Origin of the sequence: Tissierella simiarum, assembly GCF_018917865.1 — a bacterium.
GTDB lineage: Bacteria > Bacillota > Clostridia > Tissierellales > Tissierellaceae > Tissierella_C > Tissierella_C simiarum.
Genome location: NZ_JAHLPM010000002.1, coordinates 53,698 through 75,137, shown reverse-complemented (window position 1 = coordinate 75,137; position 21,440 = coordinate 53,698). Strand labels below are relative to the sequence as shown.

At 30.6% G+C, this 21,440-nt stretch carries 17 protein-coding genes; all 17 read left to right on the top strand.

All coding sequences use genetic code 11. From position 1 onward, the window contains the following. On the top strand, positions 1-1,065 hold the full coding sequence (locus KQI42_RS02780) for an ABC transporter ATP-binding protein (RefSeq protein WP_216516517.1): 1,065 nt from the start codon (positions 1-3) through the stop codon (positions 1,063-1,065). Then, on the top strand, positions 1,052-1,999 hold the full coding sequence (locus tag KQI42_RS02775) for an ABC transporter ATP-binding protein (RefSeq protein WP_216516516.1): 948 nt from the start codon (positions 1,052-1,054) through the stop codon (positions 1,997-1,999). Before KQI42_RS02780 ends, KQI42_RS02775 begins: the two co-directional genes overlap by 14 nt. A gap of 125 nt (positions 2,000-2,124) precedes the next feature. Further along, positions 2,125-2,625 carry an ATP-binding cassette domain-containing protein gene (locus tag KQI42_RS02770; protein ID WP_216516514.1) on the top strand — a complete coding sequence of 167 codons (501 nt, stop codon included), beginning with the start codon at positions 2,125-2,127 and terminating at the stop codon, positions 2,623-2,625. Positions 2,626-2,750: 125 nt separating this feature from the next. Further along, on the top strand, positions 2,751-5,456 hold the full coding sequence (locus KQI42_RS02765) for a sigma-54-dependent transcriptional regulator (protein ID WP_216516512.1): 2,706 nt from the start codon (positions 2,751-2,753) through the stop codon (positions 5,454-5,456). Positions 5,457-5,708: 252 nt separating this feature from the next. Further along, complete coding sequence (locus KQI42_RS02760) at positions 5,709-6,062, top strand: PTS lactose/cellobiose transporter subunit IIA (protein WP_216516510.1); 354 nt, start codon at positions 5,709-5,711, stop codon at positions 6,060-6,062. A gap of 19 nt (positions 6,063-6,081) precedes the next feature. After that, positions 6,082-6,411: a PTS sugar transporter subunit IIB gene (locus KQI42_RS02755; RefSeq protein WP_216516508.1), complete on the top strand. Its 330-nt coding sequence runs from the start codon at positions 6,082-6,084 to the stop codon at positions 6,409-6,411. 12 nt (positions 6,412-6,423) lie between these two features. Beyond that, positions 6,424-7,770: a PTS cellobiose transporter subunit IIC gene (gene celB / locus KQI42_RS02750; RefSeq protein ID WP_216516505.1), complete on the top strand. Its 1,347-nt coding sequence runs from the start codon at positions 6,424-6,426 to the stop codon at positions 7,768-7,770. A gap of 304 nt (positions 7,771-8,074) precedes the next feature. Beyond that, on the top strand, positions 8,075-9,679 hold the full coding sequence (locus tag KQI42_RS02745; protein ID WP_216516503.1) for a PucR family transcriptional regulator: 1,605 nt from the start codon (positions 8,075-8,077) through the stop codon (positions 9,677-9,679). Positions 9,680-9,771: 92 nt separating this feature from the next. Continuing rightward, entirely contained in the window at positions 9,772-11,124 is a 1,353-nt protein-coding gene (locus KQI42_RS02740) for an amidohydrolase family protein (protein ID WP_216516501.1), read from the top strand. 20 nt (positions 11,125-11,144) lie between these two features. After that, positions 11,145-12,305 carry a M20 family metallopeptidase gene (locus tag KQI42_RS02735; protein WP_216516499.1) on the top strand — a complete coding sequence of 387 codons (1,161 nt, stop codon included), beginning with the start codon at positions 11,145-11,147 and terminating at the stop codon, positions 12,303-12,305. Positions 12,306-12,319: 14 nt separating this feature from the next. Beyond that, complete coding sequence (locus KQI42_RS02730; RefSeq protein ID WP_216516497.1) at positions 12,320-13,516, top strand: hypothetical protein; 1,197 nt, start codon at positions 12,320-12,322, stop codon at positions 13,514-13,516. Positions 13,517-13,861: 345 nt separating this feature from the next. Beyond that, positions 13,862-15,652 carry a 5'-nucleotidase C-terminal domain-containing protein gene (locus tag KQI42_RS02725; RefSeq protein ID WP_216516494.1) on the top strand — a complete coding sequence of 597 codons (1,791 nt, stop codon included), beginning with the start codon at positions 13,862-13,864 and terminating at the stop codon, positions 15,650-15,652. Positions 15,653-15,829: 177 nt separating this feature from the next. Next, positions 15,830-17,440 (top strand): penicillin binding protein PBP4B, encoded by a 1,611-nt coding sequence (gene pbp4b, locus KQI42_RS02720; protein ID WP_216516492.1) that lies wholly within the window; start codon positions 15,830-15,832, stop codon positions 17,438-17,440. A 107-nt stretch (positions 17,441-17,547) separates the two neighbouring features. Beyond that, a complete protein-coding gene (locus KQI42_RS02715; protein ID WP_216516490.1) occupies positions 17,548-18,048 on the top strand; it encodes an MgtC/SapB family protein in 501 nt (166 codons plus the stop codon). A gap of 111 nt (positions 18,049-18,159) precedes the next feature. Beyond that, positions 18,160-19,074, top strand: a complete 915-nt coding sequence (gene murQ, locus KQI42_RS02710; RefSeq protein WP_216516488.1) for an N-acetylmuramic acid 6-phosphate etherase — start codon at positions 18,160-18,162, stop codon at positions 19,072-19,074. A gap of 84 nt (positions 19,075-19,158) precedes the next feature. Then, the gene (locus KQI42_RS02705; protein WP_246566024.1) at positions 19,159-20,562 is read left to right on the top strand and encodes a PTS transporter subunit EIIC; all 1,404 of its coding nucleotides are present in this window, start codon (positions 19,159-19,161) and stop codon (positions 20,560-20,562) included. Between the two features lie 16 nt (positions 20,563-20,578). Then, positions 20,579-21,427 (top strand): PHP domain-containing protein, encoded by an 849-nt coding sequence (locus KQI42_RS02700; RefSeq protein ID WP_216516486.1) that lies wholly within the window; start codon positions 20,579-20,581, stop codon positions 21,425-21,427. The last annotated feature ends 13 nt before the right edge of the window (positions 21,428-21,440 follow it).

The following is a 21,440-nucleotide window of genomic DNA, read 5'->3' as shown; positions in this document are numbered from 1 at the left end:
ATGGAAAATAGAGAAAAAGTATTGCAAATAAAAGATTTATATATAACCTTCAACACCTTTTCTGGAAAAGTTCATGCTGTTAGAGGTGTTAATTTTGATTTACATAAGGGAGAAACTCTAGCTATTGTTGGTGAATCTGGTTCAGGGAAGTCTGTAACAAACAAGACTATTATGGGGATTTTAGCCAAAAATGCCAATATAGAAAAAGGAGAAATCCTTTATAATGGTAAAGATTTGACTAAATTTAATGATAAAGAATTTACCAAAATTAGAGGATCGGAAATTTCTATGATATTTCAGGACCCTATGTCATCTTTAGACCCAGTAATGAAAATTGGTAAGCAAATAACGGAGGCCATGTTAGTAAAAGGAAATATTACAAAAGAAGAAGCAAAGAAGAAGGCAATAAAATTAATGGGGGCTGTAGGGATTCCACATCCAGAGAAGAGATATGAACAATATCCATTTCAGTTTTCTGGAGGAATGAGGCAAAGAATAGTTATAGCCATAGCTTTAGCTTGTGATCCAGATATATTAATATGTGATGAACCTACAACGGCTTTAGACGTAACTATTCAAGCACAAATATTAGATTTAATAAAGGAAATACAAAAAGAGAGACAAATATCTGTAATATTTATTACCCATGATTTAGGGGTTGTAGCTAATATGGCGGATAGAGTAGCAGTTATGTATGCGGGTAAAATTGTTGAAACTGGAACGGTAGACGAAATATTTTATGATCCAAAGCATCCATATACTTGGAGCTTGTTAGCTTCTATGCCAGATTTAGACACAGATGCTACAGATGAACTGTTAGTTATACCAGGAACACCTCCAAATATGTTATATCCTCCTAAAGGAGATGCTTTTGCTCCTAGAAATAGATATGCTATGGAAATTGATTTTAAAGAAGAACCTCCTATGTTTAGAGTAAGTGATACTCATTATGCAGCCACTTGGCTTTTACATCCAAGTGCTCCAAAGATTGATATGCCTGATGCATTAAAGATTCGAATAGAAAAGCAACAAGAAAGGCAGGTGCTGCAAAATGAAACAAACTAAAGAGGATGCAGTATTAAGAGTTGAAAATTTAAAACAATATTTTACTAGTGGATTTGGAAAGAAGAAAATAGTGGTAAAGGCTGTAGATGATATTAGTTTTACTATCAATAAAGGAGAGGCCTTTGGACTAGTTGGAGAGTCTGGTTGTGGAAAAACTACTACAGGTAGATCTATAATTAGATTATACGAGCCTACAGGCGGAAATGTATATTTTAATGGAAAGTTAATATCAAGGAAACTTTCTAAGGAAGAAAAAAAATCAGTAACTCGTGGTATCCAAATGATTTTCCAAGATCCTATAGCTTCCTTAAATCCAAGAATGACCGTAAAGGAAATTATAGGAGAAGGTTTAAAAATTAATAATTTATGTGATAATGAAGAACATATGATGGAACTTATATATAATATGCTTGAAACGGTAGGTCTTACTAAAGATCATGCTACTCGATATCCTCATGAGTTTTCTGGTGGTCAAAGACAGCGTATAGGTATTGCAAGAGCTTTAATTACTAATCCTGATTTAGTAATTGCTGATGAACCTATATCAGCTCTAGATGTATCTATTCAAGCACAGGTACTAAATCTGCTAAATGAATTAAAGAAGAAATTGGGATTAACTGTATTATTTATTGCTCACGATTTATCTGTTGTTAAGTATTTTTCAGATACTATAGGAGTAATGTATAATGGGAAGATAGTAGAGTTAGCAAAGTCTGAAGAGTTATATAAATATCCACTTCATCCATATACTAAATCTTTACTATCTGCTATACCTTTAGCTGATCCAAACTATGAAAGACATAGAAAAAGGATTTATTATGATCCAAGTATTCATAACTATGATAAAGAAGAACCAGAATTAGTCGAAATAAGACCTGGTCACTTTATATATGCATCTAAATCAGAAATTGAACAATACAAAGTATTAATTTAGATAAATTCTCCTTTCTAATGGAAATTAAAAAGTAATAGATATTAGAAAGGAGAATTTTTATTGTTAATTCACTAGGAAGAAATTTTGAAAATTTAAGTAACTTATCTAAACTTTGTATTTCCAACATGAAGTCTTTCTTATCATTAGGGCAAAATTATCAACATGCAAAAGTTTGCTATGGTAGAATGTTAGAGATCTTAAACTTGGAACAAGAGCATAATAGAAGTAAAATTATAGATGATATAGATTCTATTGAAGTAAAGAGATTAAGTTTTCAGTATGTGATTAACATACCTTTAAGTCAAAATTTAACCTTTGGAATTCAGTCTTACGATAGTAATAGACTAGAAAGATTGTGTTCAAAGCTATCCATAGATAAAAGAGTAAATAGTAAGTGTGATTATATAAACTTATCAGGTGGGGAAAAACAGAAAATATGCGAAATAAGAGCATTACTAAAAAACCCAAAGATGATGATACTAGATGAACCTATATCAGCTTTAGATTCTAGGAGCATAGTTAGACTTAAAGAAATATTGGGTGAAGAAAAGGAAGATAAGATTATATTATTGATTACTCATAATGAAGAAATTGAAGATATTGTAGATGAATTTATAACTCTTTAATAATATATAAATTAAAAGCCAGATTACATTATATGTAATACTGGCTTTCTTTCTAGCTTTCCTTGTGAAGTTTTTCAATTATTGATAGAATGGTATTAAATTTATCCTAATAGGAAGTGGAGCTTATGAAGAACAATAAAGAAAAGGTTTTTGCTATTGTTAAAGAATCTATTGTCAATTCTTCCAAAGGTATTTCTGCTGGAGAAATTGCAAAAATGTTAAATATGCATAGAAGTAATGCCAGCTCCTTATTAAATGAACTGTATAAAGAAGGAAAGCTTTTAAAAATTAGAGGGAAACCCGTATTATATACCTTAAATAAAGATGAGAAAAGGGGAACAACTACTTTTAAGACTACGGGAAATTTTGATATGTTAATTGGAAGTAGTGATTCTCTTAAGAAGAGTATACAACAGGCTAAGGCTGCCATATTGTATCCTCCTAACGGATTACATACTTTAATATTAGGGCCTAGTGGAGTAGGTAAGACTATGTTTGCAGAATTGATGTTTAATTTTGCCATAGAAAATTCTACATTTCCTATAGATTCACCTTTTATTGCTTTTAACTGTGCAGATTATGCTAACAATCCCCAGCTTTTGCTAACCTATCTTTTTGGGTGTAAAAAAGGTGCCTTTACTGGTGCAGATAAAGATAAAGAGGGAATAGTTGCTAAGGCAAATGGAGGAGTTTTATTTTTAGATGAAGTTCATAGACTGCCTCCAGAAGGACAAGAAATGCTATTCTACCTTATAGATAAGGGATTATATACGCCTTTAGGAGACGAGAAGAAAAGAGAAAGTAAGGTTTTAATAATATGTGCTACTACTGAAGATATAGACAATGTTTTGCTGACTACTTTCACTAGAAGGATTCCCATGACTATAGAGATTCCTCAGTTAAAGGAGAGAAGTTTAGAAGAAAGGTTTCAATTAATTTACGAATTTTTTACTATAGAGGCTGGGAGAATAGGAAGAAGTATACAAGTTTCTACTAACACTATGAGGCAGCTTTTGCTTTATGAATGTTCTGGAAATGTGGGGCAGCTTAAAAGTGATATACAATTAGGTTGTGCCAATGCCTTTTTAAATTCTGTTTCCAATGGACTAAAAAATATAGTAGTTCATTGTACAGATTTTGCTTCCCATGTTAACCAAGGACTTTTAATATATAAGAGTCATAGAAATGAAGTAGACAAGTTAATTAAAGATAATGCTAGACTAGAGTTTACATCCAAAGGACCTAAAAGTTTTTTAGAAGAAGGGGATTACTCTTTACCAGATAATTTTTATGAAGAAATAGAAAAGAGAATGAATGAACTTCAGCAAAGGGATTTAAAGGCAGAAGATATAAGATTGATGATGGAATTAGATATAGAAAATTACTTTAAAAACTTTATGAGAAGTTTTAAGCTGGGAATTCATAAAGAACAGCTTTCAAAAATTGTAGATGAAAAACTTATAGATATAGTGGAAAGTTTTTTACGAGATGCTAGTAAAAAGTTAGATAGGATTTTTCCCAATAAAGTTTTTTACGGTTTATGTCTTCATATAAATGGAAGCATAAATAGATTGAAAGAAAATAAAGATATAGTCAATCATAATCTAGAAAATATACAAAAAGATTATGGTAAGGAATATGAAATAGCAGAAGAATTATCTAAGAAAATAGAGTCAAATTATGGAATAACAGTTCCTGAAGATGAAATAGGGTTTATTACTATGTTTTTAACTGTAGATGAAATAGAAAATAAGTCAGCATATGGCAAGCCCATAGTTATAATTGCCATGCATGGCAGAGCCACAGCTTCATCTATGGCAGAAGTAGTGAATTCTTTAGTAGGAGCAAATAATGTTTACGGATATGATATGCCTTTAGAGAAAAGTACAAAAGATGCCTATGAAGAATTAAAGGAATTAATAATAAAAAAAGAACAAGGAGCAGGTACCCTTCTATTAGTAGATATGGGCTCTTTAGGTATATTCGGAGAGTTGATTAGTAGAGATACTGGAATAAAGATAAAATCTATAGATATGGTTACCACTCCAATAGCATTAGAATGTTCAAGAAAAGCTATTATCGAATCGGATATTGAAAAAATATATGAAGAAATGCTAAAGAATGTATACCAGTATACATCTTACAATATGAAGGTAAGAGAACACTTTCTGCCGAACAAGGAAAATATAATAGTGACTTTATGTACCACGGGAGAAGGAAGTGCAATAAAGCTTAAAAGTTTTATTGAAAGTAAGGTTAATATTAAAAAGCATAATTTAGAAGTTTTTCCTATGTCTTTGAATAATAAAGATCATATGTTTAAACAGATTAATAATATATCAAAAGAAAAAAATATTTTAGCTATAGTTGGTACTATCAATCCTAATATATATGGGATACCTTATATATCGACTTATGATGTTTTTATGGATAATGATTGTGATAAGCTGATAAATATTATAGAAGGAAAAGCTACAAGCAGCAGTTATGAAAGCTTTGCAAAAGCATTGGAAGATGAGCTGCAAAATATTGATTTATCTATATATGAAAAAATATATGATGATTTTATATTAAACATTGAGAGAAATATTAACAAAAAGATGTCACAAGCCACTTATACAGGATTAAAAGTACATATGGCCTGTAGTATCAATAATTTAGTAGGTGGAGGACTTAGTCCAACTTGCTATTATAAGGATTTAATATTGGGAAAATATGATAAGGAAATAAGTTTAGTTAAAGAAGTTATAAAAGTCATAGAGGAGTATTATAAAATAAAATTTGATATAGATGCTATCTGTTTTATAGTAAGGAATATTATTAGTATGTAAAATATACTGATGTGTATAGAATAGCAATGAATGTGTATATAAAATTATGAAAAACAAGGTTTTAAGTTAGTGTACTAAAGCTTAAGATCTTGTTTTTTATTTTAATTTAAGGATTTCAAGCTGATGTGTATAAAATGAGTATAGAAGAAATATATATATTGCCCAATTTATTAGATAACGAGCTGTTTAAATAACTTGGTATGAAAATTGCTATATATTATTTACAACATCTAAAAGTTTGGAGGAATCTACATGGCAAATATAAAAGATCTAGATATTGAGGAAGAAATTATATTTAATTTGATAAGCTGTTCTGGTGAAGGAAGGAGTCTAATATTTGAAGCTTTTAATGCAGTAAAAAAGGAAGAATATAATGAGGCAGAAAAACTTATGGATATGGCTACAGAAAGCATATTAAAAGCTCATAATATACAAACAAAGCTAATACAAGGGGAAGCTGCTGGTCAACACAGAGAAATTAATTTATTGATGGTTCATGCCCAAGATCATTTAATGAGTACTATACTATCTCAAAATTTAATAAAGAATATGATTTCTATGCAAAAAGAAATAAACCAATTAAAAAATGAATTGAAAAATAAATAATTAGAGAGGAGTTTTTCATATGAGAAAAATTTATTTATTTTGTGATGCTGGTATGTCTACAAGTTTATTAGTAAAAAAAATGCAAGATGTGGCTGAAAAACATAATTTATCTGTGAAAATTGAAGCCTTTCCTTTCGTTAAAGCTCATGCCATTATAACAGAGGAAAGACCAGATTGTATATTGTTAGGACCTCAAGTTAGATTTCTATTAAATGAAATGCAGGAAAAATACAAAGACTTAGGCATGCCTATAGAAGTTATCAATCCAGTAGATTATGGGGTAATGAATGGTGAAAACGTTTTGAAATTTGCTATTAAACTTATAAAAGAAAATGAAAAAAATAAATAGGAGGGATATTTTATGCAAAGATTTATGGATTCTTTAGAAAAGCTTTTAATGCCTCTTGCCGAAAAAATAGGTAAGAATAAATACTTAATTGCTATTCGAGATGGATTTTTAATTTCATCACCTCTATTAATCATAGGATCATTTTTCTTACTTGTTGCCAACTTTCCAATACCAGGATGGAATGATTTTTTAGCAAAATTTTTTGGAGAAGGTTGGGCAACAAAATTAATGCAGCCTGTAAGAGCAACTTTTGATGTAATGACTATTCTAGCCGTATTAGGAATTGGTTATAGTTTAGGTAGACAATTAGATGTAGATGCTATTGCATCAAGTGCTATTGCTCTAGTAGCTTTTTTTATACTAACTCCATTTATAACAAATTTTACTCCAAATGATATGGAAGTTGTTTATGAGGTAAAAAGTATACCTTTGAAATGGGTTGGTTCTAATGGATTATTTGTAGGTATGATTACAGCTTTAACTTCTGTACTACTTTTTGCTAAGATAGTTAAAAAAGGCTGGATTATTAAAATGCCGGAGGGAGTCCCACCAACAGTAGCTAAATCTTTCGCAGCGCTAATACCTTCTGGTATAGTTATGGTAGTGTTTTTTATAGTTAAAACTTTATTTGAGTTTACTTCTTATGGAAATGTACATGAAATTATTTATACTTATTTACAAGCTCCATTGACAAGCCTAGGAAATACCTTGCCAGCTATGGTTATTGCTTATATATTTTTACATTTGTTCTGGTTCTTTGGAATCAATGGTTCAAGTGTTGTTGGGGCAGTATATAACCCAATATTAAGAGTACTTTCAGCTGAAAATTTAGCTGCATTTCAAGCAGGATTACCGATACCAAATATCATCACTGGTACATTTCAAGATATGTTTGCTACCTTTGGAGGGGCAGGAAGTACATTGTCTTTAATTGTCGCCATGCTATATATCTGTAAAAGTAAACGTATAAAAGAACTAGGAAAACTATCTTTATTGCCAGGAATATTTGGAATTAATGAACCTATTATATTTGGTCTACCTATAATGCTTAACCCAATAATGTTGATACCATTTATGTTGGTTCCCACTATAAATATTATAATTGCTTATTTTGCTATGAGCTTAGGTATTGTTCCTCTCACAAATGGAGTATCAGTACCTTGGACTACACCTCTAGTATTCTCAGGCTTTTTAGTATCTGGAATTAGAGGAGCTATTTTACAAATTATATTATTTATCATAGGTGTATTTATCTATATACCCTTTATAAAAATAGTGGATCGTCAATATTTAAAGGAAGAAGATAGACTTCAATCTGAAGACAGTGGTGATATATCCTTTGACAGTTTAGATTTTTAAAATAAAGCGAAGAGGTGCAAGATAGAGTAGAGAAAATTTATCAGTACAAAGTTATATAAATATTAAAATTCCAAGAAAATGTAGAATAGAATTAATAAATAAAATCTACTTTTTGGTACTATACCAAAAAGCAGATTTTTGTTTGTATAATATTTATCTATATACTAAATATGATACAATGAAAATCTAAATATTAAATTTCTTCAATCACTATTTAGATGTTAAAAAATGATATAAGTAAAAGTAAAGAAAATGGACATAAGTATATATAGAGATGGAATCTTTTACGGAAGGGAAGAAGACTATGAGGGTTCAGGATTTACTTAAACAATTTGATGATTTTTATGTTTTAGCAGGAGAAGAAGGACTAAATAGAAATGTGAGTACTGTTAGTGTAATGGATGCTCCAGATATATATAACTGGATGAAGGGAGGAGAGTTCTTAATTACAACGGCATACGTAATGAAGGATGATCCTTTAGAGTTGAAGGATTTAGTAATAAGGTTAAATAATGCTGGAACGTCAGCTTTGGGAATAAAATTGAATCGATTTATAAAAAAACTTCCAGAGGAAGTAAAAAAAGTAGGAGATCAGCTGAAATTTCCTATTATATTTGTTCCTGATCATTATGCTTTTACAGACGTAATAAATCCGGTATTATCTAGAATCGTAAATACTCAAGCTAAGAAATTAGAAAGATCGGAGAAAATCCATAGATCTTTTACTGAGATTGCTATTAAAGGAAAGGGTACAGAGGATATAATGAATACTCTTTACAGGATTTTAGGGAAAAGCGTAGCTTATATTGATTTATTGTTTAATAAGAATTATATTAGGTCAAATACTAAGGAATTTAAATCTGATATTGGGGAAATTAGGCTGGATAATTTACTTAAAAAATATAGTTCTTATCCTGTTAGAATAGGCAGCGTATTATACGGATATTTAATAGTAACAAAAGAAAAAGAAGATAATGATGGATTAGAAAAAGTAACTATTGAACATGCCAGTACTGTATTGAAATTAGAAATTCAGAAAAAACTATCTAACAGTCAAATAGAACAAAAATATAGAGATGAATTTGTCCAAGATTTGCTTATGAACAATATAAGAACTAAAGAAGAAGTGGAAAATAGAGCTGCTCTTTATGGATGGAAAATGGATAAAGGTCTTATCTGTATTACTTTAGATATTGATAATTTTAAAGAGAAGTTTATCTCTATAGAGAATACAAGAAATTTAGAAATAGAAAGGGATAAAATCTTTTCCATCTCTAGAAAAATTATGAAGGAAAACTTTTCGAAGGTTTACTATACTACCTTTAGTGATAGTACTATTTATTTAATTGAACCAGATATAGATGAATATATAAAGTTTCAAGAAAGATTACAGAAAGTCTTAGAGAATCTTAGGGAAGAAGTTAGAAATAGGAGTAATTTTACTTTAACTATTGGAATTGGAAGCTATAAGGAGTCTGTAATGGATGTTTATATTAGCTTTATAGAATCCCAAAAAGCAGTAAGAATAGGCAGATCTATATATGAAAAAGATAGAATTGTATTTTACTCTGACTTAGGTATCTACAATGTTTTATATAATTTATCTTTAGAAGAAGAAGCAAAATCTTTTTGTAATAAAAACATTAAATCATTAGTAGATTATGACAAGAGTAATAATACAAAATACGTAGAAACTTTGTATTGCTTGGTAAAAAATGATTGGAATTTAAAGTCTACAGCAGAACAATTATTTATACATTATAACACTATGAAATATAGATATGGTAAAATTTGTGAGGTTTTAAAATTAGATTTAAATAATAGAGAAACCAAGTTTAATATTGAATTCTGTTTAAGACTAATGAGTATGTCAGATCAATATTCCTTGTACATGAAGACTAATATTTAGTCTTCTTTTTATACTTCATGGACAATGAATATAAACAATAATAGTTATAAAATTAACATAAGAAGTAAAAAAACAAAAGGAGGATACTATTTATGTATGAAAAAAATGTAGGCATGATGAAAGAAATTTTAGCCTCAGTAAAAGATAATAAACTTAGTAATCCTATAGGAGAAGTAAAAGAAACGGGAAGAATAATTCTTAAAAATGGACTAGTAGTAGACCCTAAAAACAACATAGAAGAAGTAAAAGATATAGCCATATATCAAGGATTAATTGAAGAAGTGGCTTCTAATATTAATCCAGAAAAAGGAGATATGGTTATTAATTGTGAAGAGCTACTTGTAGTGCCGGGAATTATAGATATGCATCTTCACTTAGGTGATTTATTTGAAGTAAGTACAAATCCAATGTATGGAGCTGCTGCAAACGGTGTCACTATGGGACTTTCTCCTGGAGCAGGAAATACTTTTATGGCACCTGCATTATTAGGTGCAGAAATAGATAGAGGGTTGCCTTTAAATATTGGAGTTTATCAAGGAGCGGCCAGTGTATTATCCACTATGCTATCTGTAGAAGAGTTGATTCAGTTATATAAAGGAGAATTAGATCCAGATATAGCTGCTACCAAAATGACTAGAAATGGAATTACTAATACTACAGCTCCATTAATTGTAGGAATTAAAGATCATATGGGTCATTTTATTATGTCTGATGAAAACATAGATAAGATATTTGAAATAACATCTAAGGCGAAACTAGTATATATGACTCATACTCAAGATCCAGCTCATGCTTTAAGGTTAGAAGAACTTTCTAAAGGAAGACCGTTGCATTTAGGTCATGCTACAGCAGCAGGCTGTGGAACTCATATGGATTCTATAGAAGCAATGAAGATAATAGTAGATTTATGTAAAAAGACTCATGTTACTGGAGAATTTGTTACAACTATGCTTAGAAAAGGTGGAGGAAGTAGAGAAGGTCTTATCATGCCAAAGAAAGCCCAAGAAATTGCCTACGATGCTTTAGAAAAAGGTATAGTGGATGTATTGATTTCTGATGGTCAAAATGATGCTACTATGAAAGGCTTTGGGGATACAAGAGATAATGTTCCCGCTATATTAGAGTTAGTTGAAATGGGAGTATTGCCTTTAAAGGACAGTGTGGCAACTATGACCTATAATCCTGTAAAATTAATGGAGGAAAAAACTGGGGATAACTGGTGGACTGAAAAAGTAGGGCATCTAGGAAAAGGAGCATTAGGCAATGTTACTGTTATAAATAAAGATGTTAAATCTGCTGTATATACCATCGTAAATGGAGAAGTAGTAGGGTTTGAAAATAGAGCAGTAAGGCGAGGTAGTGGTGCTGGCGGATTTGTAAGTAAGTTTGGTATGGTTAAGAGAACTGGAGTTGGTGACTTAGTAATCTTTTCATTAAAAAAATAAATTTGAAAGGAGGGAGTAGCTTGGGAAACCATATTAGGAATGATTTTTTAAATGAAGATAAAGCTACTTTAATATTGAAAAAGTTAGTTAAGACCAATTCTACCAACCCTCTAGGAAATGAAATGGATATGGTGAAGGCTATATTAGACTATTTTCCTAAAGATGTAGATTACCATATATTAGACCATGGTAATAACAGAGGGTCTTTAGTTATAAATATTCCTGGGAAAGGGAAGGATTCCTTAGCATTTATAGGACATATAGATACAGTCCCTGTTTCTGATGAATCTTCTTGGGATTATCCGCCTTTTGAAGGATTAATAGAAGAAGGCTATCTTTATGGAAGAGGATCTTCTGATATGAAAGGAGGAGTAACATCTATGATTTTAACTGCCTTATACTTTATTGAAAATCATATTACTCCTTCAGTTAACTTGAAATTTCTATTTACTGCTGATGAAGAATCAGGAGGTATTGGAATAACATCCTTAAGAGAAGAAGGATATTTAGATGGAGTATCTGTTATATTTATAGCAGAACCTTCTGATGAAAAAATAGGATTATGTGAAAAAGGAGCTTTGTGGCTTCAAATCTTTGCTACAGGTAAAGAATCTCATGGTTCTAAACCAGAGTTAGGAGTAAATGCAGTAGAAAACTTAATAGATTTTATATATAAACTAAAGAAAATTGTAGATTTAGAAAAACAACATCCCCTTTTAGGTAGAGCCACATTTGCAATAACTCAGTTAAAAGGTGGTGTTAAAACCAATATTACTCCTAGTAAAGCAGAAGCAACCTTGGATATTCGGACAGTCCCGGGTATGGATCATGAAGATATAATGGACAAGGCATTTAGGATTGCTGATGAAATGGAGGAACTTAACCCACAATTAAAGTTAAATATTGTAATAGAAAATAATAGACCAGCTATATCTACAAAAAAGGAAGAACAATTTGTAAAAGACATTATAAAAACCTATGAAGAATTAGATTATCCAGTAGACTTTAAAGGAATCAACTTTTACACTGATGCTTCTCAAGTAATTCCTTTTTATAATGTACCCTTCGTGATATTAGGTCCTGGAGAAGAAAAAATGGCTCATCAAAAAAATGAAAGAATAGAAATACAATCAGTTGTTAGAATGGCTAAATTTTATATTTCTCATATTCTAAACCAATAGATAGGAGGAAGACTATGGAAAGTTTTAGAAAGAATAAACAAGATCATAAATTAGGTTCTCTAGCTGGATTAATTATTACTTTAGCCATAGGATTTGGAATATACTTTATATTAAATAGTATTAAAGTTACTAGTAATTGGCTAGATTACAATACCATTGTTTCTAATGCAGGTAATAACACATTCTATAAGTTTATATGGTATATAATGAACTTTACTGAACCTCAATTTTATGCTGGTGTTTTTGCTTCAATAGGTATAGTTTTAGGCGGTTTTATTGCCTGGAGGTTAGATGTTAAAGATTCATCTTTAGCAGGATTTAATGTATCTTATGGTTCTAACCTATGGCCATGGGTGTTAGCATCTCAATTATTGTCCTTATTTATAGCTATATTTGTATTAAATTATACAAAATTTTTTAACGGTGGAGAATATACTTGGCTGCCAACATTCGTTATGGTAGTAGGGGCTCCTCCAGCTATAATGTTATTATATGGACCTAACATTAAGGCTTTATTAACAGGATCTATTCTCGGAGGAATAATAGGATTTCCCGTAGCTTTTTGGATAACAAATAATATAATTCCTGTATTAGAAGTGCCGGGAGTAGTTTCAAATGTATTCACTATGGCTTTGACTGGTATTATTATATGCGGTATTTGTAAGGCTTTGCCTTGGATGAAGAAAATGCCCTCTAAAGCTATAAATAGAAAAGCTAAATCCGAAGAAGATATTATGAAAGAGATGGGAAAACCATCATGGTTTGTAAGAAGAGTTTTTGCAGACTTTTCTGAAGCTCAATTTTACGGTAATGAAATTGCAGGATTATTTGTAATTATAGGAGCAATTATAGATTGGTTTTTAAATATAGGTCATGGAGCTTATGGTTCTGGAACTATACCTGCAATAATATTATCTCAAATTATTGGTTCAGCAGTAGGAGTATTTTTATATTTTGACAAATATGTAGAAAAAGGTTGGTATGGTACCTATGTACCAGTAGTAAGTGTAGGACCTGCCTGTGTGTTAATGTTTGGTGGATCTATTGGAGTAGCAGCCACAGCAGGAATATTAGGAGGTATAATAGGTGCACCTCTAGCAGAATATTTTTGTGATAAATTGCCTGAAGGATATCATCCAACTATAGGAAATGTTACTTCTATGGGAGTTACAACTATTGTAGTATCTATGATAATAAAAGCATTATTTTAAAATAAAATAAAATTTAATCTTATTAGACAATATTGACATAAACCACCGCTAATTTAAGTATAAATACTTTTATAGCGGTGGTTTTATTGCTGTATATTGGAGAAAATAATAAAACAATATTTTTTCTAAAAACTTTAAAAGACAGGTTTTTCTTTTGTCGACAACATTACCTAATATTTCCCGGGAAAAGAACATTTTTGTATATGGTAATTAAGTCTACATAAAGGATAAAAAATAAGTTATTGCTAAAGAATATTTCCAAAAAGAAGGATTTTATTTAAATTTATAGAAAGTATATAAAAGAGTATAGTTAAATTAATAATCAAATTTAAAGGAGGATTTATTATGAAATTAACAAACAAAAGATTTATGAGTCTATTTTTATCAATTGCTTTAGTTCTTGGTATATTAATAATCCCAGCACAAAACAAAGCTTTTGCAGCGGAAGCAAAAGTAAAGAAATTAACCATTGTTCATACCAATGACATCCATGGTAGAATAAAAGAAGATAAATATGATGGTATGGGATTTGGGAAATTAGAAACTAAATTAAAAGAACTTAAAAGTGAAAATCCAAACTTAATTTTACTTAATGCTGGAGATACAGTACATGGTTTGCCAATCGTTACTATATCTCGTGGGGAAGCTATGGTTAAGTTAATGAATGAAATGAGCTTCGATGCTATGGTTCCAGGAAATCATGATTTCAATTATGGTACAGATAGATTATTAGAACTAAAAGATATAGCTGAATTTCCTATATTAGCAGCTAATGTAGTTAAAGGCGATGGAACAAATGTATTTAAAGAGTATGTAATTAAAGAAGTTGACGGATTAAAGATTGGCATTTTTGGATTGGCTACAGAAGAAACAAAACATAAAGCAAATCCAAAATATACTGAAGGAATATTTTTTAAAGATCCTATAAAAACTGCACAACAAATGGTGCTTAAGCTAGAAAAAGAAGAAGTAGATATGATAGTTGCTCTAACTCATATTGGAATTGATGAAGAAAGTGATCCGACAACTATTGACATAGCTAATAAGGTTACAGGTATTGATTTAATAGTAGATGGTCACAGCCACTCAAAGTTAGATGAAGGAAAACTTGTAAATAATACTTTGATAGTGCAAGCAGGAGAGTATTTAAAGAATGTAGGTATTGTAGATGTTGAATTTACTGATGGAAAGATTACTAAGAAAGAAGCTAAATTGTTTACAAAAGAAGAAGCAGTTGATGTAAAAGAAGATGAAAAGATTATGAAACTTATAAATGAATTAGAAGAAAAGGATAAACCTGTAATGGATGCTGTTATAGGAGAAGCAAAAGTAAAATTAGATGGTGAAAGAGAAATTGTAAGAACTAAAGAATCTAATTTAGGAAACCTTTTAGCAGATGCAATGTTAGATTTAACAAAAGCTGATGTAGCTATCACTAATGGTGGCGGCATTAGAACTTCTATAGAAGCAGGACCTATTAAGAAAGGTCATGTTTTAACTGCATTCCCATTTGCTAACTATACTGTAGTTATCGAAGTAAAAGGAATAGATATAATAAATGCCTTAGAAAATGGTTTAGTTGCCTACCCAGAAACAGCCGGTGCATTTCCACAAGTTGGCGGTATGACCTTTAAGTTCGATCCAACTAAAAATGCTGGAAACAAAGTATATGATTTAATGATTCAAGGAAAACCTGTAGATTTAAATAAGACTTATAAATTAGCAACCAATGATTTTATGGCTGCTGGTGGAGATAAATATGAAATGTTTATAGGAAAGCCAATAGTCGGAGAATATGAAGCATTAAATGAAATGTTAATAAACTATATCCAAAAGATAGGTGAATTAGATATAAAAGTTGAAGGAAGATCAGTTCCTCAAGAAGGTAAGAAAGATAAAGATATTACTGTAGTTCCTACAGAAATAAAAGAAACTAAAGAAACAACTGCAGAAGTAGTTACAGTTGAAACTAAACAAGAAACTCCAGTAGAAAAATATAATGTTAAATCTGGCGATACTCTTTGGAAAATAGGCAAAGTATTTAATACTACTTGGCAAAAAATAGCTGAATTTAATAAAATTTCAAATCCACATTTAATTTTTCCGGGCCAACAAATATTGATTCCTGCTAAATAAAATCAAATTTAAATAATTCATTTAAATATTCCCTTTTAAATTATTTTAATTTAAAAGGGAATATTTATTTTAAAATAAATGAAAATATCCATTTTTTAACTGGCTAGAAATAAAATTTTACAATATAATAAAATTAATTAAATAAAATTTCACAAAAATTAAAAGGAGGTTTTATTAATGGATAAAAAAAGTAGTATGAGATTTTTATCTGTATCATTATTATTTATTTTATTATTTACTAATTTTATGCCTCTGATGGCTAATGCTGATGCAATGGTATCTCAAGGAAATACAAGATTTCCAGAAGAAGAACCAACTAGTAGAATCTTTGCTAGGGACAGACAAGTTTTTAAAGGCTATGAAGGTAAGGGACATATTTTAATTGAAAATTATGGTGTGGAATCTGCTGAAGTGTATATTAATGGAAATGAAATTAAAGTTGATGAAGTTTTAAAAGAAAAACATGGGAAAAGGATTTTCGACATAGGAGAATATACAGTTAATGGAGATAATACCATAAAAGTATTAAACGTAGAACCAGAAGGTACATATCTAGATATACATCTATTCTATCCTAAAATAGGTATTGGAAATCCTGAAGATGTAGGATTTTCTAATAAAAAATTGGCTGAGATTGATGACTTTATCAATAAAGAAGTAGAGGAAGGATTTCCAGGTGCTGTTCTTCTAGTGCTTAAAGATGGAAAAATAGTTAAAAATACTGCTTATGGATATAAACTTAAATATGATGGAGAAAAATTACTTGATGAGTTTCAACCAATGGACCCTGATACAATATTTGATTTAGCTTCAAATACAAAGATGTATGCAACCAATATAGCTATCCAAAAACTAGTTAGTGAAGGAAAATTAGATGTAAATAAAAAAGTAATAGATTATATTCCTGGATTTACAGGAGATACAAGAGAGAATATAAAGGTAAAGGACTTATTAAATCATACTGCTGGATTTGCTGCAAGTATAAAATTTTATATGCCAGATAATCCATTAGGAGAAGAATTTTTCTCTCACGATAGAGAAAAAACTCTAGAATTATTAGAAAAAGCTCCATTAGAATATGAAACAGGAACTAAAACTATATACAGCGATACTGACTATATGTTATTAGGCTATATAATTGAAAATATAACAGGTCAAAGATTAGATGAATATGTAGAAGAAAACATTTACAAACCATTAGGATTGAAGAATACAAAATTTTTACCTTTGGAAAAGGGTTTCACTAAAGATGAATTTGCTGCAACAGAAACCCTAGGAAATACAAGAGGTGGAGAAAGGGATTTCCCTAATATTAGAAAGCATACGTTACAAGGAGAAGCTCATGATGAAAAAGCTTTTTATTCAATGGGCGGAGTATCAGGTCATGCTGGCTTATTTTCAACGACTAAAGATTTAGCTGTTCTTTGTCAAACTATACTAAATCATGGAGGCTATGGAAACACAAAATTATTTGATGGTAATGTATTAGATCAATTTACTAAACCATCTGATAATAGTATAACTTTTGGTTTAGGATGGGATAGAGCAGGAAATATGGATAAAGTTTGGCAATTTGGACCTTATGCTAGTAACTTGGCGGTAGGTCATACTGGGTGGACAGGTACTTTAACTGTTATTGATCCAAAACATGATATGGCAATAGTTCTTCTTACTAATAAAAAACATTCCAAATTTGAAGATGGAAAGTTTGAAGGCGATGATTTCCAAACAGGACTGTATGGAAGTATAGTATCTTTAGTATACGAAGCTTTGTTAGAAAATAATTAATTGTTTTACAGCAGTAGGAACTTAAGTTCCTACTGCTATTTGTAAAATGTATATTTTCTTTAAAGTTTAGAAAAGATTTAAAGTTAATTGGGGTGGGGGAGGGTTAAATGGAAAAATATGAGGTAATAATACGTTTTGCATTTGCTGTATTAGTAGGTGGATTAATTGGATATGAAAGAGAACACCATAATAGGCCAGCAGGATTTATAACTCATATATTAGTCTGTGTTGGAGCAGCTATAACATCTATGATACAGCTTCATTTAGTACAGGATTCTTTAAAATTGATGCTTATGTATCCTGAACTTGCAAATACTTTTAAAGTAGATACTGGGAGAATAATAGCTCAGGTTATATCAGGAGTAGGATTTTTAGGGGCAGGTTCAATAATACACGAAAAGGGCAGTGTAAAAGGTTTGACTACAGCAGCTACTCTTTGGGTAGTGGCTTGTATAGGTATTGGAGTAGGTTTAGGATATTATTTCTTAAGTATTGTATCTGCAATAGGAGTCTACTGCGTTTTAGTAGTTCTTAAAAGAGTTAAATTTAAAATTCAGGATAAAAGAGTTGAAACAGACGAAAATTCTAAAATTGACATGAGCAATTGAAGGAATTATTTTTTTAAGCTAGAAAGAAATAAAATTTTATGATATCATTTAATTTAAGGAATAAAATTTTACGACTAGATATTTTCAGCATAATAGAGGGAGATGATAGAAATGAAAATAAACCTTGATAACTTAACTACAGAACTTAGAAATCCTCATACAGAGAACATAGACCTATTATCCACAGAAGAAATGATTAAAGTTATAAACAGTGAAGATAAAAAGGTAGCCTTGGCAGTAGAAAGAGAAATAGGAAATATTGCTAAAGCTGTTGATGTTATAGCAGAAAAGTTAGAACAGGGAGGAAAGTTAATTTATTTAGGTGCAGGTACTAGCGGCAGATTAGGTATATTAGATGCCTCAGAATGTCCTCCAACTTTTGGAACTTCACCAGAAATGGTACAAGGAGTAATTGCAGGAGGAGATAAAGCAGTATTTTCAGCAATAGAAGGTTCTGAAGATAATAAGGATGCTGGAAAAGAAGATTTGAAAAAGGTTCATTTTAGTGAAAAAGATGTTTTAGTAGGTATAGCGGCAAGCGGCAGGACACCTTATGTCATAGGAGGCTTAGAATATGCTAAAAGTATAGGTGCTAGTACTATAGGAGTTACAAATAATAAGGATTCAGAAATAGCAAAAGTTGCAGATATATGTATAGCACCAGTAGTAGGAGGAGAAGTAATCACTGGCTCTACTAGACTTAAATCTGGAACAGCACAGAAGATGGTTCTTAATATGTTAACTACTGGATCTATGATTAAGTTAGGAAAAGTATATAAAAATTTAATGGTAGATGTTGAAGCGACTAATCTAAAGTTGAGAGAAAGATGCAAAAAGATTGTTAGAGAAGCAACAGGAGTAGGAGAAGAAGAGGCTTTAAAATATTTACAAGAAACAGACTACGATGTGAAATTAAGTATTTTTATGATATTGACTAATTTGAATATGGAAGAATCAAGGAACATATTGAGTTTACATAATGGACATGTTAGACAGGCATTAGAAGCAGTTAACAAAGAAAAGTAAACTACTAAACCATGAAAATAAGCAAGGTGTTTTTAAAACCCTTATTTATTTAAATATATACTAATATTAAGGAGGTTAAGACCAATGGCTAAACTATCACCCAAAGAAATGGGAAAAAGAATTTTAGAAAACGTTGGAGGTAAGGAAAACGTTATAAGTGTAACTCATTGTGCAACTAGACTTAGACTGGTTCTTAAAGACAAAGAATTAGTGAATAAGAATGACTTAGCTAAGGTTGAAGGTGTTCTTAGTACAGTTGAACAAAGTGGTCAATTCCAAATTATTTTAGGACCAGGAACTGCTGCCAAGGTATCAGGAGAAGTAGCTAAACTAGTCGGAGTAAAAGTAGGGCAAGAGGATGAAGTAGCAGTTAGAAAGGCAGAATTAAAAGAAAAAAATAATACTCCTTTCAAAAGATTTTTAAGACATTTATCAAATATTTTTATTCCATTAATTCCAGCTTTTGTTGGCTGTGGAGTTATTTACGGTTCATCTAAATTACTTCAAAACTTAGGACTAATAGATGATAATATGTATGCAATGTTAGGAGTAATAGGAAAAGCTGTATTTACTTATATGAGCATCATGGTTGGTATGTATACTGCTAAAGAATTTGGAGGAAGCGTTACTTTAGGAGGAGCTATTGCTGGTATTTTAAGTTCTCCAGGACTAGCGAAAGTAGTTATAAATGGAGAAAACCTTGTACCAGAACAAGGTGGGATTATTGCTGTATTAATAGCTTGCATGATAGGAGCATGGCTAGAGAAAAAATTAAGAAAGATAATGCCTTCTGTTATCGACTTAATAGCGACACCAACTATAGTTTTAATCGTAGTAGGATTGGGGAGTCTTTACATAGTCCATCCTTTAGGAGTAGCACTATCCCAAGGTTTAAGTAATATAGTGAACTCTCTAATAGATAGAGGTGGATTCCTTGTAGGAGCAGTTTTATCAGGATCTTTCTTACCTTTAGTAATGACCGGTCTTCATAGAGCACTGACTCCAATAGAAGTAAGTTTACTTAAAGAAACAGGAGTTGATCTTCTAAGACCAATATTAGCTATGGCTGGAGCAGGACAAGTAGGAGCTGGTATTGCAGTTTATTTAAAAACAAAGAATAAGAATCTTAAAAAGATTATAGGAAGTTCATTACCTGTAGCTATGCTTGGTGTAGGGGAACCACTAATGTTTGGTGTAACATTGCCTCTAGGTAAGCCTTTTATAACTGCTTGTCTTGGATCGGTAATAGGTGGAGCATATGTATCTATGATGAAGGTAGCTTCTATAGGTATTGGATTATCTGGATTACCTCTAACACTATTGATTCCTTCAGAAAGTATAATTCACTATCTAATAGGAACATTATTAGCCTATGCAGGAGGCTTTGTATTGACTTACGTAACTAAATGGGATGATATGCCAGATGGAAGTTTAAGTAATGGAATGGAAGAACATTCTGTATTAAATGAAGTATTAAATTTAAAATAATATTGGGGGAGTTAATATGAAATTTGACTTTCATATGCACTCTGTCTATTCAGATGGAAGTTCAACTTTAGAAGAAATATTTGAAATAGGAAAAAATTTAAAGATGTCTGCTATATCAATAACAGACCATGATACAGTACTAGGTTTAGAAAAGGCTGTAGACTTAAGTAAAAAAAATAATATTCCTATAATTCCAGCTGTAGAATTTACAGCAGTGGAGAAGGGAATTAAGTTCCATGTATTAGGATATAACATAGACTATAAATCCTTAGAGCTAATAGAATATTCAAAGATCTTGCTAAATTATTTAAATAATAGATCTAAAGAACAGATAAAACTAATGCATAATAATGGTATAGAAATTGAAGAAGAGGAGTTTTTCAAGGAAGGAAAAGGCGGTCCATTGTATAGGGCAAAGATGCTTAAAACTTTAAGTAAGTATGGATATTTAAAAGAAGAAGAGATTATGATGTCTTTAAAAGCTTATTTTGGGAAAGAAGCTCCTTATTACGTTGAAGATACTTACAAATACTATGACTTCCAACAAATATGTGAATTAATAAAAAGAAATAATGGAATCATAATTTTAGCCCATCCAATAAAAGTTAAAAATAAAGATAAGGATCTTTATTTGGAAATAATAAATAGTGGATTATTAGATGGAGTAGAAATATATCATCCTTCCAATGATATGGAAATAAGAGAAGAACTAAAAGGAATAGCCAAGAGTAAAGACATTATAGTTACTGGTGGTTCAGACTATCATGGAATCTTTAACAAATTAAAAACTCCAATTTGTGGTATAGATATACCCGAAGAAGTTTATAGAAACTTATATCCCTATTTTGTAAATAAAATAGTATAATAAGGATGTATAT

Excerpts from the sequence above, each read along its gene's own strand:
- KQI42_RS02745 (WP_216516503.1), top strand. The coding sequence starts at position 8,075 with ATGAGGGTTCAGGATTTACTTAAACAATTTGATGATTTTTATGTTTTA.
- KQI42_RS02775 (WP_216516516.1), top strand. The coding sequence starts at position 1,052 with ATGAAACAAACTAAAGAGGATGCAGTATTAAGAGTTGAAAATTTAAAA.
- KQI42_RS02730 (WP_216516497.1), top strand. The coding sequence starts at position 12,320 with ATGGAAAGTTTTAGAAAGAATAAACAAGATCATAAATTAGGTTCTCTA.
- KQI42_RS02740 (WP_216516501.1), top strand. The coding sequence starts at position 9,772 with ATGTATGAAAAAAATGTAGGCATGATGAAAGAAATTTTAGCCTCAGTA.
- KQI42_RS02770 (WP_216516514.1), top strand. The coding sequence starts at position 2,125 with ATGAAGTCTTTCTTATCATTAGGGCAAAATTATCAACATGCAAAAGTT.
- KQI42_RS02765 (WP_216516512.1), top strand. The coding sequence starts at position 2,751 with ATGAAGAACAATAAAGAAAAGGTTTTTGCTATTGTTAAAGAATCTATT.
- murQ (WP_216516488.1), top strand. The coding sequence starts at position 18,160 with ATGAAAATAAACCTTGATAACTTAACTACAGAACTTAGAAATCCTCAT.
- KQI42_RS02760 (WP_216516510.1), top strand. The coding sequence starts at position 5,709 with ATGGCAAATATAAAAGATCTAGATATTGAGGAAGAAATTATATTTAAT.
- KQI42_RS02715 (WP_216516490.1), top strand. The coding sequence starts at position 17,548 with ATGGAAAAATATGAGGTAATAATACGTTTTGCATTTGCTGTATTAGTA.
- KQI42_RS02755 (WP_216516508.1), top strand. The coding sequence starts at position 6,082 with ATGAGAAAAATTTATTTATTTTGTGATGCTGGTATGTCTACAAGTTTA.
- KQI42_RS02700 (WP_216516486.1), top strand. The coding sequence starts at position 20,579 with ATGAAATTTGACTTTCATATGCACTCTGTCTATTCAGATGGAAGTTCA.
- celB (WP_216516505.1), top strand. The coding sequence starts at position 6,424 with ATGCAAAGATTTATGGATTCTTTAGAAAAGCTTTTAATGCCTCTTGCC.
- KQI42_RS02705 (WP_246566024.1), top strand. The coding sequence starts at position 19,159 with ATGGCTAAACTATCACCCAAAGAAATGGGAAAAAGAATTTTAGAAAAC.
- KQI42_RS02780 (WP_216516517.1), top strand. The coding sequence starts at position 1 with ATGGAAAATAGAGAAAAAGTATTGCAAATAAAAGATTTATATATAACC.
- KQI42_RS02725 (WP_216516494.1), top strand. The coding sequence starts at position 13,862 with ATGAAATTAACAAACAAAAGATTTATGAGTCTATTTTTATCAATTGCT.
- pbp4b (WP_216516492.1), top strand. The coding sequence starts at position 15,830 with ATGGATAAAAAAAGTAGTATGAGATTTTTATCTGTATCATTATTATTT.